The sequence below is a fragment of the Enterobacter sp. ECC-175 genome (assembly GCF_043968675.1).
In the GTDB taxonomy this organism is placed as follows: Bacteria; Pseudomonadota; Gammaproteobacteria; order Enterobacterales; family Enterobacteriaceae; genus Enterobacter.
On record NZ_CP143776.1, the window covers coordinates 2305291 to 2318615 of the forward strand.

Consider the following 13325-nt stretch of genomic DNA (forward strand, 5'->3'; position numbering starts at 1 on the left):
CGTATACAAGGGAGAAATAAATAAGGCACCCTGAGGGTGCCTGTTGAGCGACATGTAGGCATGAACTTAATGCCGTTTATACTCATTTTCCTGGTAGTCGCCAGATTCTATTTTTGCGATACCTGCTTCTAAAATAGAAATAAACTGGCGCGCGACGTCTGTTGTAAGCCACAGCGTCTGTCCAACTTCCGCTTCTTCACGGTTGAGTTGATTCGGGGTCTGGTAGTGCAAACGCAGCATCAGCGCATCGTAGCTGTCTACGGTGCTGATATCCCAGCCAACGAGCGGATGGGTCTGGATGACTTCACTATTCTTTTCCATTATAACCCCCTAATTGCGTGTTAGAAGACAACGGCTTTGAGGTTCAATGCATGTTTTTCTGAAAGCATCTTCAGTATACCAATAAATAAGGGTTATGAAGGCAAAAATAAAGACCCGGCAACACATTTTTCTGCTTTTTAGGAATTTTCAAACAATAAAACACCGTCTTGTTCACGCTTTTTAAAGAAGATGCCGAATTAATTTGAACTTTCGTAGTGCAAAAAAAAGCCGGGGCGACCCGGCAAAAAAAACACAATGAGGGAGCAAGAGTTAATCCGTGATGAACCAGTCGTCGGCGCTTTCCCAGGTCTCCTGAAGAATGTCGCTTATACGATCTTTATCTTCTTTCGCCGCACCGATAACGGAAAGATTATTAGCCGATGCGTAGCGCACCGTCACGGCACCGGCATTTTCTGGAAATGTGTTGTTAATACGACGGGATAATTCACCCGCCAGCGCATCCAGCGCGCCAGCAGGCAGAACGGTTGTTTTGGCAATCGTGACTTCAATACGCATAAATGCCCCCTGTGTAATATACTGTTTATTTATACAGGTAAATTATCGATTTGACAACAAGGGGCACTGTTTTTTAGCGTTTTACCGTCCAGGCGACCGTTTCTCCCGCCAGGAACGGGATGAGCGTGTCGTCGGTCAGCGGAATAGACGCCTCGACCTGGCTCTCTTTACGCTCCAGCTCGACGAAGGTTTCGTTGACCGGCAGGCCGTAGAAGCGCGGGCCGTTGAGGGAGCAAAACGCTTCAAAATGCTGCAGGGCATCCATCTCTTCAAACACCGTGGCATAGCTCGCCAGCGCCGTAGGGGCGTTAAAGCAGCCCGCGCAGCCGCAGCTTGCCTCTTTGCGATGGCGCGCGTGCGGCGCGGAGTCCGTACCCAAAAACGCGCGAGAGAAGCCGCTGGCAACCAGCTCGCGCAGCGCCTGCTGGTGAATGTTGCGCTTCAGAATGGGCAGGCAGTACAGGTGAGGGCGCACGCCGCCGACCAGCATATGGTTGCGGTTAAACATCAGGTGCTGAGGGGTGATGGTGGCGGCGATCAGCTCGTTGCCGTCGCGCACGTATTCGGCCGCGTCTTTGGTGGTGATGTGTTCAAAGACCACCTTCAGCGCGGGAAGACGCTGGCGCAGCGGCTCCATCACGGTATCGATAAAGCGGGCTTCGCGGTCGAAGATATCAATTTCCGCGTGCGTCACTTCACCATGCACCAGCAGCGGCATCCCTAGCTTTTGCATTCTTTCCAGCACCGGCATGATGGCATCGATGCTGGTCACGCCGTGGCTGGAGTTGGTGGTGGCATTCGCCGGATAGAGCTTGGCGGCGGTAAATACGCCCTCGTTGAATCCGCGCTCAACTTCGTTTGGGTCGAGCGAATCGGTCAGGTAGCAGGTCATCAGCGGAGTAAAATCGTGCCCGGCGGGAACGGCATCCAGAATACGCTGACGATAGGTGATAGCGGCCTCGACGGTGGTGACTGGCGGGACCAGGTTTGGCATAACAATCGCGCGGCCATAATGTTCGCTGGTATACGGCACGACGGTTTTCAGCATGTCACCATCGCGCAGATGGATATGCCAGTCGTCAGGGCGGCGGATTTTAAGAACCTGGGATTGTGCAGTCATGGAAGCTCCGGCTTGAGTGGAATCAGTCATTAGGATAGCTGTTTTTGCCGGACACAAATCATAAGCGGAAACGTTTTCGTTTGCACTTGTTTCCGTAAAAAAAAGGGCGCTCGTGCGCCCCCTGGGTTAATCGGTGAAAGGAATAATGATTTCTCCCGGCTTCACCTCGATTCCCTTGGCATACTTTTTCGCCAGCGCCTCGCCCTTGCTGTTGTCCTCGCTCAGGACGTAAGCGGGCTGCTGGTTAAAGTAGTTTTGCAGCGACTGGTTGAGATAGGGCATCAGGGTTTGGAGCACCGGCTTCATTTTGTCCGGCGTCACGACGGCGTCAACCACTTCCATTTCCTGCAAATAGATCGCGCCTTTCTCTTTATTGAATACCGGCAGCGCCTTGAGCTTCAGCTTAATATTTGCTTTCTGATTGCCGAACAGCGAGGTCATATCCAGATTCGCATCGCCGGAGAGGGTGACCTTGTTCGGCTCCTCGCGGCCAATCTGGCTGGTCAGGTTGCTAAGCACGATATGGGCGTCGGCAAGCCCCGGCACGCCGATGTCCTTCGAGAAGTTATTGCGTTTTTCAAGCGCCTGATTAATTTCCTGCTCGCTGACGGTGTACTGCGTAAGCTGGTTACATCCCACCAGCAGGCCGCTGACGACGAGCGCAGCGGCAATGACGATTTTCTTCATGGCGTTCCTCAACATAAAATCGGCGCTTCTGTCCTGTCGCGTCAGTATGTCAGCCTGAATTAGCGGAAACCAGCAGAAAAAAATGATTATGACGGCGGAAAGGGTTCCCGCCGTAGGGAGAAATCAGGCGCCAGGCTCCAGCATGCCGCTGGCGCTGCGCTTTTGGCTAAACTGCCACCACAGGGCAAAGAGCGTGATAAACCCGACAACGCCCAGCATCATCCACGGCAGCTCCGGCTGGCTTAACGCTTTTCCTGCGTCAAACAGCCAGCCTCCCCCGGCGTAGCCCAGCGCGCCGCCGAAGGCCAGGCCCAGACGGCTAAAGCCCATGTAGCTGCCCCGGGCACGGGCGTCGGCAAGCGAAGCGCCCAGCGTTTCGCGGGCCGGTTCGGCGATGATAGAGCCAATGTAGAACGTGCAAATCAGGGTAAACAGCTGCTGCAGCGAGCCGACAAGGCCAATCGGCATCATGCTCACTGTCATCAGCAGCAGGCCAGCCATCAGGCGGTGCTCAAGACGAAAGCGCCGCTCGCTCCAGCGGGCGATAGGGTAGAGCAGCGTGAGCGACAGGCACGCCTCTATGGCGTACATCCACTTCACCGCGGCGGGCGTGCCCGCGATGTCGTTGACCATGATCGGCAGCATCAGCATCACCTGTACCGCCAGCATGTAGTAGCCCGTCAGCGTCAGGACATAGGTCACGAAGCGCCTGTCGCTCAGCACGCGCCCGAGGCCTTCACGGACGGGCGTTTTTACCGTCGACAGCTTCCACGCGGGTAAATAGAGCCCGTTAAACAGCGCACACAGAATAAAGAGCACGGCCCCGGTGGCGCAGACCAGACGAAAGTCGTATTGCAGCAGCCAGCTGCCGAGCAGGGCGCCAATCACCGCCCCGGCGCTGTCCTGCATCATCAAAAGGGAGAAAAAGCGGCCGCGATGCTGGGGGCGAATCAGCTTCACCACCAGCGCGGTGCGCGGCGGGTCAAAAAGCGTGCCGCCAATGCCTGAAAGGAAGCAGGAGAACCACAGCAGCCAGGGCTCGTGGGCAATCGCCATGGTGGCAAACCCCGCGGCCCGCAGCAGCATGCCGGTGACGATCATCGGCTTGGCGCCAAAGCGATCGGCGATGGCGCCCCCAAATACGCCCAGCCCCTGCTGGACGAGCTGGCGTAGCCCCAGCGCAATGCCAACCACGAGTGCCGCCCAGCCCATCTGATCGACAAAGCGAATCGAGATAAGCGGAAAAACGACAAAAAAGCCGAGCACGACCAGCATGTTATCGACGAGAAGGAAGTATTTACCCAGGTTCCTGGCCTGCGATACGCGGGACATTTCCCCTCCAGGGAAAAGAGACGGTGAGCACGCTAATATTCTGCGGCGTTGCCACGCCTTTTCCCACCCCCGTCGGCGACAATATTTTTTTATCAAAAGAGTGCTTTGATAGAGAGTTCTCATCGAAAAATGTGAAAACAGGTGAAAATGGTATGTCACTGTTTTCACAGAAGGCTCAGGCACAGGTATAGTAAAGATAATGGGTAGAGTCGACGTGACGGGAAGGAGTGGTATCGATGTTTGGCTATCGCAGCAATGTGCCAAAAGTGCGTCTGACGACGGACAGGCTGGTTGTCCGTCTGGTGCACGAGCGTGATGCCTGGCGGCTGGCGGATTATTACGCCGAGAATCGCCAGTTTTTGAAGCCCTGGGAACCCGTTCGGGATGAAAGCCACTGCTACCCCTCCGGCTGGCAGGCGCGCCTCAGCATGATCGCCGAATTTCATAAGCAGGGCAGCGCCTTCTATTTTGCGCTGCTGGATCCTGACGAAAAAGAGATCCTCGGCATCGCCAATTTTTCTAACGTGGTGCGCGGGTCCTTTCACGCCTGTTATCTGGGCTATTCCATCGGCCAGAAGTGGCAAGGGCAGGGGCTGATGTTCGAGGCGCTGACGGCGGCGATTCGCTATATGCAGCGTACCCAGCATATCCACCGCATCATGGCGAATTACATGCCGCACAATAAGCGCAGCGGGGATCTGCTGGCGCGTCTGGGTTTTGAAAAAGAGGGTTACGCCAAAGACTATCTGCTGATTGATGGGGAATGGCGCGACCACGTGCTGACGGCATTAACCACTCGGGAATGGAGCGCAGGTCGCTAAGGAGAAAAGATGAAATATCAGTTAAGCGGGACAGAAGCCCGCGTGATTGGCTGCCTGCTGGAAAAGCAGATCACCACGCCGGAGCAGTATCCGCTCTCCGTCAACGCCGTGACGATGGCCTGTAACCAGAAGACCAACCGCGATCCGGTCATGAACCTGAGCGAGCACGACGTGCAGGACATTCTGGACGCGCTGGTAAAGCGCCATTACCTTCGCACCGTCAGCGGGTTCGGTAACCGCGTGACGAAATATGAGCAGCGCTTCTGCAACTCGGAATTTGGCGACCTGAAGCTGAGCCCCGCCGAAGTGGCGATTGTCGCCACGCTGCTGCTGCGCGGCGCGCAGACTCCGGGCGAACTTCGCTCCCGCGCGTCCCGCATGCACGAGTTTCGTGACGTGCAGGAAGTGGAGGCGACGCTGGAAGGGCTGGCCTCCCGCGAGGATGGCCCCTACGTGCTGCGCCTTGCGCGCGAGCCCGGCAAGCGCGAAAGCCGCTACCGCCATCTGTTCAACGACGAAACGGATGCTTCAGAGATCGCGTTTATTGCCGATAGTAAAGAGAGTGACGCTAGCCTGGCGGCGCGCGTAGACGCGCTGGAAAACGAAGTCGCCGGTCTGAAGCAGCGTCTGGACGCGTTGCTGGCACATTTGGGAGATTAACGGTGGCAAAATTACGGGTAGGTGTAGTCGGACTAGGCGGCATTGCGCAAAAGGCCTGGCTTCCGGTGTTAGGCGCGGCGGCGGACTGGACGCTGCAGGGCGCATGGTCGCCCACGCGCGAGAAGGCGGAGCGGATCTGCGAAACCTGGCGAATGCCGTATGCGAACTCGCTGCAGGATCTGGCCCGCGACTGCGACGCGGTGTTCGTGCATACCTCTACGCCGACGCACTTTCAGGTGGTGAGCGAGCTATTGAACGCGGGCGTTCACGTCTGCGTCGACAAGCCGCTGGCGGAGAGCGTGCAGGACGCCGAACGCCTGATCGAGCTGGCGGCACGTAAGAATTTGACGCTGATGGTCGGCTTTAACCGCAGGTTTGCGCCGCTCTACCAGCAGCTGAAGGCGCAGTCAGGGCGTTTTGCATCCCTGCGCATGGATAAGCACCGTACCGACAGCGTTGGGCCGAACGACCTGCGCTTCACCCTGCTGGACGACTACCTTCACGTGGTGGACACGGCGCTGTGGCTTGCAGGAGGCAGCGCGCCGCTCAAGAGCGGCACGCTGCTGACGAATGATGAAGGGCAAATGGTCTACGCCGAGCACCATTTTGCGGCCGACCACGTGCAGATTACCACCAGCATGCACCGCCGCGCCGGCAGCCAGCGGGAATCCGTTCAGGCGGTGACGGACGGCGCGCTGTATGACGTCACCGACATGCGCGAATGGCGGGAGGAGAAGGGCGGCGGCGTCGTAGCGCTTCCGGTTCCCGGCTGGCAGAGCACGCTGGAGCAGCGCGGCTTCGCGGGCTGCGCTCGCCACTTTATCACCTGCGTGCAGAATCAGACGGTTCCGGAAACCTCCGGAGAGCAGGCGATTGCGGCCCAGCGCGTCGTGGAAAAGCTCTGGCGCGACGCCATGAGTGAATAACCCGCTGTAACATCTGCGGATAGTAATTCGTTAAAATCCGGGTAGACTAAGCGCTTCTTCAACGCCTGCACTGCAGGCGTTTTGCCGTGTGGTTGTGGAAATTCACGTTAATGAACTTATTAAAATCGCTGGCTGCCGTCAGCTCGATGACCATGTTCTCTCGCGTGCTTGGCTTTGCGCGAGACGCGATTGTGGCAAGGATTTTTGGTGCCGGAATGGCAACGGATGCCTTTTTCGTGGCGTTCAAGCTGCCGAATCTGCTGCGCCGTATTTTTGCCGAAGGGGCATTCTCGCAGGCGTTTGTGCCGATCCTCGCGGAGTACAAAAGCAAGCAGGGCGAAGAGGCAACCCGCGTGTTTGTCTCCTACGTATCGGGGCTGCTGACGCTGGCGCTGGCGGTAGTGACCGTGCTGGGGATGCTGGCCGCACCGTGGGTGATCATGGTCACCGCGCCGGGCTTCGCCGACACCGCGGATAAATTCGCGCTGACCTCGCAGCTTCTGCGCATTACGTTCCCCTATATTCTGCTGATTTCCCTGGCCTCGCTGGTGGGGGCGATCCTCAATACCTGGAACCGCTTTTCCGTACCGGCCTTTGCGCCAACGCTGCTGAACGTCAGTATGATCGGCTTTGCGCTGTTCGCCGCGCCGCACTTCAACCCGCCGATTCTGGCGCTGGCCTGGGCCGTCACCGTCGGCGGCGTGCTGCAGCTTGCCTATCAGCTCCCCCACCTGAAAAAGATTGGCATGCTGGTGCTGCCGCGCATTAGCTTCCGCGATGCCGGGGCGATGCGGGTCATCAGGCAGATGGGCCCGGCGATTCTGGGCGTGTCCGTCAGCCAGATATCGCTGATCATCAACACCATCTTCGCCTCATTCCTCGTCTCCGGCTCGGTCTCCTGGATGTACTACGCCGATCGCCTGATGGAGTTTCCGTCCGGCGTGCTGGGCGTGGCGCTGGGCACCATTCTGCTGCCGTCGCTGTCGAAAAGCTTCGCCAGCGGCAACCACGACGAGTATTGTCGCCTGATGGACTGGGGGCTGCGCCTCTGCTTTCTGCTGGCGCTGCCGAGCGCGGTGGCGCTGGGGATTCTGGCGAAGCCGCTGACCGTATCGCTGTTCCAGTACGGTAAATTTACCGCGTTCGATGCCGCGATGACCCAGCGCGCGCTGGTGGCCTATTCCGTCGGGCTGATGGGGCTGATCGTCGTGAAGGTGCTGGCGCCGGGCTTCTACTCCCGTCAGGACATCAAAACGCCGGTCAAAATTGCCATCGTCACGCTGGTAATGACGCAGCTGATGAACCTGGCGTTTATCGGCCCGCTCAGGCACGCCGGCCTGTCGCTGTCGATTGGTCTGGGGGCCTGCCTCAACGCCTCGCTGCTTTACTGGCAGCTGCGCAAGCAGGATATCTTTACGCCGCAGCCGGGCTGGACGCGTTTCCTGGTGCGTTTAGTGATTGCCGTGGTAGTGATGTCGGCGGCGCTCGTTGGCATGCTGTACGTAATGCCGGACTGGTCCATCGGCACGATGCCTTACCGCCTGGTGCGTCTGTTTGCCGTAGTGGTGGTGGGCGTTGTGGCGTACTTTGCGACCCTGGCGGTACTGGGGTTCAAAGTGAAAGAGTTTGCCCGCCGAACGGCGTAAACAGAAAAGGGGAGCTCCCAAAGGGGGCTCCCCGCTGCATGACCTGCCGCGCAGGCGTCAAATCGAAATCTTTTTCCCACCGTTCAGCCGCGACGGCGATGTTTGACCATCCGCACCGTACAGGCCGGGCTCTTTATGGGGCTTTAACACCTCCAGAGCCTGCTGATTACGCTCGATCTGTCCCTCCAGCAGCCAGCCGTTGTGCTGGTTGAGATGGCGAAGATGCTGGGTTTTTTCCGTAATCGTTTGCCAGCGCTCAACGATCTCATCGTTGGCGCTGCGCGTCGAATCTTGCTCCGCGCGGCGCTGCTGTTCCAGATAGTCCAGCGTCGCCAGCAGCGAGCTTTTATCTTCCGTGATGCGCTGCAGCGCGCTGCCGTTGATCTGACCGGAGGAGAGATGCTGCTGCTCTGCGTCCATTACCGTTTTCAGGTCGTTCAGGACAACCGTCATCTGATCCAGTATTTCTGACAGTCGACTCATACGGTTAGTTACTCTGTAAGAAACTCTGTGCTTCCTGAATCAGCGCATCAGCAATTTTGCTGGTATCCATCTTCAGTTCGCCGTTGCGGATCGCGGTTTTCAGCGTTTCAACACGTTCCATGTTGATATCGCTGCCGCCTGGCTGCATCAGTTTTGACTGCGCATCGCTCAGGGTGACGCTGGTGCTGTTGGCCGTCGACGTTTTTTCCAGACGCGTCTTCTGCGGCGTCGCGTCGCTTGTTTCGCGAGGTTGTACAGTGCTAACCGGCTTCAGGGCTGATGTACGATCAATGCTCATAGGGTTGTCCTCATCGAGGGTTCGCGGCGATGGCGCCTGCTCTCATCATTCGTTGAATATTTATCGGCAGTCGCCGCGAAATCTTTAAAAAGATTATAGGTTAATCAGAATATTCCCATCGGTATCGACGGTGCCGCTCACCACCTGGCCGGAAGACATCCTGACGCGGGCGTTTTGCGCCACGGCAGCATTGTTTAGCGCCTTGCCTTCACTGTTGATGCTAAAGCCGTCGCCGTTGGCCACCACCATCACGCGCTGCCCGGCTTTCACCCGCCACGCCTGACGCAGCATAAAGAGCTGAATCGGCTGGCCCGGCGCCACGTCGCGCAGGGTCACGGCTTCCTGTGCCTGGCTGATGTCCAGCATCGTTTTTGGCGGAAGCTGATCCAGACGGCCACGCTTGAGCGTTACGCTGCTGGCCTGCAGCACGCTGCCGCGCGCGATCGGCTGGGCGGCAACAACATAATTCCCCGTCGCCTGAACGGCAACCTGTAAATAGCGCTTCTCGCCGGGACAGCGCGCCAGCACGTTCACATTGCCCCACAGGCGGGCGCTGCCGGTCACGCTAAAGGACGGCGCTTCGCAGGAGGGAAGCAGGTTGGGCGGCGTGCGCACGTTAATCACGACTTCATCGCTAAAGCCTGCCAGCTGCTGCGTAAAAAACGCGGTCAGCTGGCTACTAAGATCGTCAGCCTGCACAAGGGGGCTTAAAAGCATCAAGGCCGCCGCCAGGCCTCGTTTTAACGTCCGCATCGCAAGTTCCACCGTTTCCTGAGTTGAGCAAATTCTACCTGCAGTGGTTTTGCATCAACGCAACAAATAGCGACGCATTTTGCCCTTATTCCTTCGATAGGGGGGGTGCCTTGAGATTTAAGCTGTGAACTGAAATTTTGCCATCAGCGGAGGAGACATGCTCGATAAACTCGACGCCGCGCTACGTTTTCAGCAGGAAGCGCTCAACTTGCGCGCCCAGCGGCAGGAGATTTTAGCCGCGAATATCGCGAACGCGGACACCCCCGGGTTTCAGGCGCGCGATATTGATTTTTCCAGTGAGCTTAAAAAAGTGATGGAGCGCGGGCGCGCTGAAGGGACGGGCGTAGCGCTTGCGCTGACCTCTTCTCGCCATATTCCCGCTCAGGCGATGACCACACCGGCGGCGGATTTACTGTACCGCATTCCCGACCAGCCCTCTCTCGACGGTAACACCGTGGACATGGACCGGGAGCGCACGCAGTTCGCCGATAACAGCCTCAAGTACCAGATGGGCCTGACCGTTCTCGGCGGGCAAATCAAAGGCATGATGAACGTCCTGCAGGGGGGCAACTGATAAATGGCCTTGCTGAATATTTTTGATATCGCCGGTTCGGCGCTCACGGCGCAGTCGAAACGCCTGAACGTGGCGGCCAGTAACCTGGCGAACGCCGACAGCGTCACCGGGCCGGACGGCCAGCCGTACCGCGCGAAGCAGGTGGTCTTTCAGGTTGATGCTGCGCCGGGCGCGGCAACGGGCGGCGTAAAAGTCGCTGACGTGGTGGAAAGCCAGGCCCCCGACAGGCTGGTGTACGAGCCCGGCAATCCTCTCGCTGACGCCAACGGCTACGTGAAAATGCCAAACGTGGACGTCGTGGGGGAAATGGTGAACTCCATGTCCGCCTCGCGCAGCTACCAGGCCAACGTCGAAGTGCTCAATACCGTGAAGAGCATGATGCTCAAAACGCTCACTCTCGGCCAGTAAAGGAGACAAGCATGTCCATCGCCGTAAATCTTAATGACCCCACAAACTCGGGCGTCAGTGGCGCGAGCAGCGCTTCCGGCAGCAAATCCCTCACCGGAAGCAGCGCCAACGATCTGCAGAGCAGCTTTCTGACGCTGCTGGTTGCGCAGCTCAAAAACCAGGACCCGACCAACCCGATGCAGAACAACGAACTGACCACGCAGCTTGCGCAGATCAGTACCGTCAGCGGCATCGAGAAGCTCAATACCACGCTCGGCTCCGTCTCGGGCCAGATCGACAACAGCCAGTCCCTGCAGGCCGCAAACCTGATTGGACACGGCGTGATGATCCCGGGCACCACCATTCTGGCGGGCAGCAGCACCACGGACGGCACGACGACGACCACGACCACGCCGTTTGGCGTTGAGCTGCAGCAGCCGGCGGACAAGGTGACGGCGACTATCACCGATGCCAACGGCACGGTGGTGCGCACGATCGAGATCGGCGCGCTGAAGGCGGGCGTTCATACCTTCACCTGGGATGGCAGCCTGACGGACGGCACCACGGCGCCGAATGGTTCCTACAAGGTGGCGATCAACGCCAGCAATGGTGCCACCCAGCTGGTGGCGCAGCCGCTGCAGTTCGCGCTGGTGCAGGGCGTCATTAAGGGCAGCGACGGCAACAAACTGGATCTGGGTACTTCCGGTACCACCACGCTCGACGAAGTTCGGCAGATTATCTAAGCCTTAACACTTATCAGGAGTAAGTCATGGCCTTTTCTCAAGCGGTCAGCGGCCTGAATGCTGCGGCCACCAACCTGGACGTCATTGGCAACAACATCGCCAACTCCGCGACCTACGGTTTCAAATCCGGTACGGCGTCTTTCGCAGACATGTTTGCCGGTTCCAAAGTGGGCCTGGGCGTTAAAGTCGCCGGGATCACCCAGGACTTCACCGACGGTACCACCACCAATACCGGCCGCGGCCTGGACGTGGCGATCAGCCAGAACGGTTTCTTCCGCATGGTAGATTCGAACGGCTCCGTGTTCTACAGCCGTAACGGCCAGTTCAAGCTGGATGAAAACCGCACGCTGGTGAACATGCAGGGCATGCAGCTGACCGGTTATCCGGTTGCCGGTACGCCGCCAACGGTGCAGACCGGCGCAAACCCGCAGGCGATCACCATCCCGAACACCCTGATGGCGGCGAAATCCACCACCACGGCGACGCAGCAGATCAACCTGAACTCCACGGACGCCGCGCAGACCGATCCGTTTGATGCGGCCAACCCGGACACCTACAACAAAAAAGGGACCGTGACCGTCTTCGACAGCCAGGGTAACGCCCACAACATGTACGTCTACTACGTTAAAACGGCGGACAACAAGTGGGATCTCTACACCCAGGACGGCAGCGTAGCGGGTTCAGCCGCCAAGAAAGCGGCGCAGATGAGCTTCGACAATAACGGCAACCTGGCGGGCGTTTACAACTACAATGCCGCGGGCGTGCTGAGCACAACGCCTAACGCCACCCCGGCTATCGATATCACCACCGGTTCCATCAGCGGCGCGACGCCTGCGCAGTTCTCCCTGAGCTTCCAGAACTCCATGCAGCAGAACACCGGCGCGAACAACATTGTTGCCACCAACCAGAACGGCTTCAAGCCGGGCGACCTGGTGAGCTACCAGATCAACGACGACGGTACCGTGGTTGGTAACTACTCCAACGAGCAGACCCAAGTGCTGGGGCAGATCGTGCTGGCGAACTTTGCCAACAACGAAGGCCTGCAGTCCGAAGGCGATAACGTCTGGTCTGCGACCCAGTCTTCCGGCGTGGCGCTGCTGGGCACCGCGGGCACCGGTAACTTCGGCAAGCTGACCAACGGCGCGCTGGAAGCCTCCAACGTGGATCTGAGCAAAGAGCTGGTCAACATGATCGTCGCGCAGCGTAACTACCAGTCCAACGCGCAGACCATCAAAACCCAGGACCAGATCCTCAACACGCTGGTTAACCTGCGTTAACAGGCTGACGGGAAAGCGCTATGGATCACGCAATATACACGGCGATGGGCGCGGCAAGCCAGACGCTCAATCAGCAGGCCGTTACCGCCAGCAACCTGGCAAACGCCTCTACGCCAGGCTTTCGCGCGCAGCTGAACGCGCTGCGCGCGGTGCCGGTTGAAGGGCTTTCGCTTCCGACGCGTACGCTGGTAACGGCCTCTACGCCGGGCGCAGACATGACGCCGGGCCAGATGGATTACACCTCGCGCCCGCTGGACGTGGCGCTTCAGCAGGACGGCTGGCTGGCGGTGCAAACCGCGGACGGCAGCGAAGGTTACACCCGCAACGGTAACATCCAGGTCAGCGCGACCGGGCAATTGACCATTCAGGGTCACCCGGTGATGGGCGAAGCGGGTCCGCTCACCGTGCCGGAAGGCTCAGAGCTGACCATCGCGGCGGACGGGACTATCTCGGCGCTGAACCCGGGCGATCCGGCGAATACCGTCGCTCCGGTTGGCCGGATCAAGCTGGTGAAGGCGGAAGGCCGGGACGTGCTGCGCGGTGATGACGGCATGTTCCGTCTGACGCCGGCGGCCCAGGCCACGCGCGGTCCGGTTCTTCAGGCCGATCCGACCATCCGCGTGATGTCCGGCGTGCTGGAAGGCAGCAACGTCAAGCCGGTCGCGGCCATGAGCGACATGATCGCCAGCGCCCGCCGTTTCGAAATGCAGATGAAGGTGATTAGCGGCGTGGACGAAAACGAAAGCAAAGCCAACCAACTTCTGGCTATGGGTTAACAGGA

Annotated in this window: 17 protein-coding genes; 9 read left to right on the plus strand and 8 right to left on the minus strand. The window is 58.7% G+C overall.

Features of this window, described 5'->3' with window-relative positions:
- Positions 1-66: 66 nt before the first annotated feature.
- The 5 genes from bssS to mdtH all read right to left on the minus strand — a co-directional run bounded on the left by bssS (position 67) and on the right by mdtH (position 3976).
- A complete protein-coding gene (bssS, locus tag V1599_RS10845; protein WP_008500827.1) occupies positions 67-321 on the minus strand; it encodes a biofilm formation regulator BssS in 255 nt (84 codons plus the stop codon).
- A gap of 270 nt (positions 322-591) precedes the next feature.
- On the minus strand, positions 592-837 hold the full coding sequence (gene dinI, locus V1599_RS10850) for a DNA damage-inducible protein I (protein ID WP_297118060.1): 246 nt from the start codon (positions 835-837) through the stop codon (positions 592-594).
- 73 nt (positions 838-910) lie between these two features.
- Positions 911-1957, minus strand: coding sequence for a dihydroorotase (gene pyrC, locus V1599_RS10855; RefSeq protein ID WP_395300013.1), 1047 nt, complete (start codon positions 1955-1957; stop codon positions 911-913).
- A gap of 126 nt (positions 1958-2083) precedes the next feature.
- A complete protein-coding gene (locus V1599_RS10860) occupies positions 2084-2644 on the minus strand; it encodes a lipoprotein (RefSeq protein ID WP_112009326.1) in 561 nt (186 codons plus the stop codon).
- A gap of 123 nt (positions 2645-2767) precedes the next feature.
- Positions 2768-3976 carry a multidrug efflux MFS transporter MdtH gene (mdtH, locus tag V1599_RS10865; RefSeq protein ID WP_112009327.1) on the minus strand — a complete coding sequence of 403 codons (1209 nt, stop codon included), beginning with the start codon at positions 3974-3976 and terminating at the stop codon, positions 2768-2770.
- 236 nt (positions 3977-4212) lie between these two features.
- On the opposite strand from mdtH, the gene rimJ reads away from it, so the two are divergent.
- The 4 genes from rimJ (at position 4213) to murJ (ending at position 8029) form a co-directional block, all read left to right on the plus strand.
- Positions 4213-4797 (plus strand): ribosomal protein S5-alanine N-acetyltransferase, encoded by a 585-nt coding sequence (gene rimJ, locus V1599_RS10870; RefSeq protein ID WP_112009328.1) that lies wholly within the window; start codon positions 4213-4215, stop codon positions 4795-4797.
- A gap of 9 nt (positions 4798-4806) precedes the next feature.
- The gene (locus V1599_RS10875) at positions 4807-5457 is read left to right on the plus strand and encodes a YceH family protein (RefSeq protein WP_112009329.1); all 651 of its coding nucleotides are present in this window, start codon (positions 4807-4809) and stop codon (positions 5455-5457) included.
- 2 nt (positions 5458-5459) lie between these two features.
- Positions 5460-6383 (plus strand): Gfo/Idh/MocA family protein, encoded by a 924-nt coding sequence (locus tag V1599_RS10880; RefSeq protein WP_112009330.1) that lies wholly within the window; start codon positions 5460-5462, stop codon positions 6381-6383.
- A gap of 110 nt (positions 6384-6493) precedes the next feature.
- Complete coding sequence (gene murJ, locus V1599_RS10885; RefSeq protein WP_297118043.1) at positions 6494-8029, plus strand: murein biosynthesis integral membrane protein MurJ; 1536 nt, start codon at positions 6494-6496, stop codon at positions 8027-8029.
- A 57-nt stretch (positions 8030-8086) separates the two neighbouring features.
- On the opposite strand, the gene flgN is transcribed toward murJ, so the two are convergent.
- The 3 genes from flgN to flgA all read right to left on the minus strand — a co-directional run bounded on the left by flgN (position 8087) and on the right by flgA (position 9563).
- Complete coding sequence (flgN, locus tag V1599_RS10890; RefSeq protein WP_112009331.1) at positions 8087-8512, minus strand: flagella biosynthesis chaperone FlgN; 426 nt, start codon at positions 8510-8512, stop codon at positions 8087-8089.
- Between the two features lie 4 nt (positions 8513-8516).
- The gene (gene flgM, locus V1599_RS10895) at positions 8517-8810 is read right to left on the minus strand and encodes a flagellar biosynthesis anti-sigma factor FlgM (protein ID WP_112009332.1); all 294 of its coding nucleotides are present in this window, start codon (positions 8808-8810) and stop codon (positions 8517-8519) included.
- Positions 8811-8903: 93 nt separating this feature from the next.
- Positions 8904-9563 carry a flagellar basal body P-ring formation chaperone FlgA gene (gene flgA, locus V1599_RS10900; protein ID WP_112009333.1) on the minus strand — a complete coding sequence of 220 codons (660 nt, stop codon included), beginning with the start codon at positions 9561-9563 and terminating at the stop codon, positions 8904-8906.
- A gap of 157 nt (positions 9564-9720) precedes the next feature.
- Between flgA and flgB the strand changes: the two genes are divergently transcribed.
- From flgB to V1599_RS10925, 5 genes are read left to right on the plus strand one after another with little or no spacing between them, the layout of a single operon-like run.
- Positions 9721-10137, plus strand: coding sequence for a flagellar basal body rod protein FlgB (gene flgB, locus V1599_RS10905; RefSeq protein WP_112009334.1), 417 nt, complete (start codon positions 9721-9723; stop codon positions 10135-10137).
- A gap of 3 nt (positions 10138-10140) precedes the next feature.
- Complete coding sequence (gene flgC / locus V1599_RS10910; protein WP_025755830.1) at positions 10141-10545, plus strand: flagellar basal body rod protein FlgC; 405 nt, start codon at positions 10141-10143, stop codon at positions 10543-10545.
- Positions 10546-10556: 11 nt separating this feature from the next.
- Complete coding sequence (flgD, locus tag V1599_RS10915) at positions 10557-11267, plus strand: flagellar hook assembly protein FlgD (protein WP_112009335.1); 711 nt, start codon at positions 10557-10559, stop codon at positions 11265-11267.
- Positions 11268-11293: 26 nt separating this feature from the next.
- On the plus strand, positions 11294-12544 hold the full coding sequence (gene flgE, locus V1599_RS10920; RefSeq protein WP_297118030.1) for a flagellar hook protein FlgE: 1251 nt from the start codon (positions 11294-11296) through the stop codon (positions 12542-12544).
- A 20-nt stretch (positions 12545-12564) separates the two neighbouring features.
- On the plus strand, positions 12565-13320 hold the full coding sequence (locus tag V1599_RS10925; RefSeq protein WP_395300014.1) for a flagellar basal body rod protein FlgF: 756 nt from the start codon (positions 12565-12567) through the stop codon (positions 13318-13320).
- The last annotated feature ends 5 nt before the right edge of the window (positions 13321-13325 follow it).

What these genes read in the sequence shown, in the direction of transcription:
- mdtH (WP_112009327.1), bottom strand. Translation starts at nt 3,976, where the DNA reads ATGTCCCGCGTATCGCAGGCCAGGAACCTGGGTAAATACTTCCTTCTC.
- rimJ (WP_112009328.1), top strand. Translation starts at nt 4,213, where the DNA reads ATGTTTGGCTATCGCAGCAATGTGCCAAAAGTGCGTCTGACGACGGAC.
- dinI (WP_297118060.1), bottom strand. Translation starts at nt 837, where the DNA reads ATGCGTATTGAAGTCACGATTGCCAAAACAACCGTTCTGCCTGCTGGC.
- V1599_RS10860 (WP_112009326.1), bottom strand. Translation starts at nt 2,644, where the DNA reads ATGAAGAAAATCGTCATTGCCGCTGCGCTCGTCGTCAGCGGCCTGCTG.
- flgE (WP_297118030.1), top strand. Translation starts at nt 11,294, where the DNA reads ATGGCCTTTTCTCAAGCGGTCAGCGGCCTGAATGCTGCGGCCACCAAC.
- bssS (WP_008500827.1), bottom strand. Translation starts at nt 321, where the DNA reads ATGGAAAAGAATAGTGAAGTCATCCAGACCCATCCGCTCGTTGGCTGG.
- V1599_RS10925 (WP_395300014.1), top strand. Translation starts at nt 12,565, where the DNA reads ATGGATCACGCAATATACACGGCGATGGGCGCGGCAAGCCAGACGCTC.
- flgD (WP_112009335.1), top strand. Translation starts at nt 10,557, where the DNA reads ATGTCCATCGCCGTAAATCTTAATGACCCCACAAACTCGGGCGTCAGT.
- flgC (WP_025755830.1), top strand. Translation starts at nt 10,141, where the DNA reads ATGGCCTTGCTGAATATTTTTGATATCGCCGGTTCGGCGCTCACGGCG.
- flgM (WP_112009332.1), bottom strand. Translation starts at nt 8,810, where the DNA reads ATGAGCATTGATCGTACATCAGCCCTGAAGCCGGTTAGCACTGTACAA.
- flgN (WP_112009331.1), bottom strand. Translation starts at nt 8,512, where the DNA reads ATGAGTCGACTGTCAGAAATACTGGATCAGATGACGGTTGTCCTGAAC.
- flgB (WP_112009334.1), top strand. Translation starts at nt 9,721, where the DNA reads ATGCTCGATAAACTCGACGCCGCGCTACGTTTTCAGCAGGAAGCGCTC.
- pyrC (WP_395300013.1), bottom strand. Translation starts at nt 1,957, where the DNA reads ATGACTGCACAATCCCAGGTTCTTAAAATCCGCCGCCCTGACGACTGG.
- flgA (WP_112009333.1), bottom strand. Translation starts at nt 9,563, where the DNA reads ATGCGGACGTTAAAACGAGGCCTGGCGGCGGCCTTGATGCTTTTAAGC.
- murJ (WP_297118043.1), top strand. Translation starts at nt 6,494, where the DNA reads ATGAACTTATTAAAATCGCTGGCTGCCGTCAGCTCGATGACCATGTTC.
- V1599_RS10875 (WP_112009329.1), top strand. Translation starts at nt 4,807, where the DNA reads ATGAAATATCAGTTAAGCGGGACAGAAGCCCGCGTGATTGGCTGCCTG.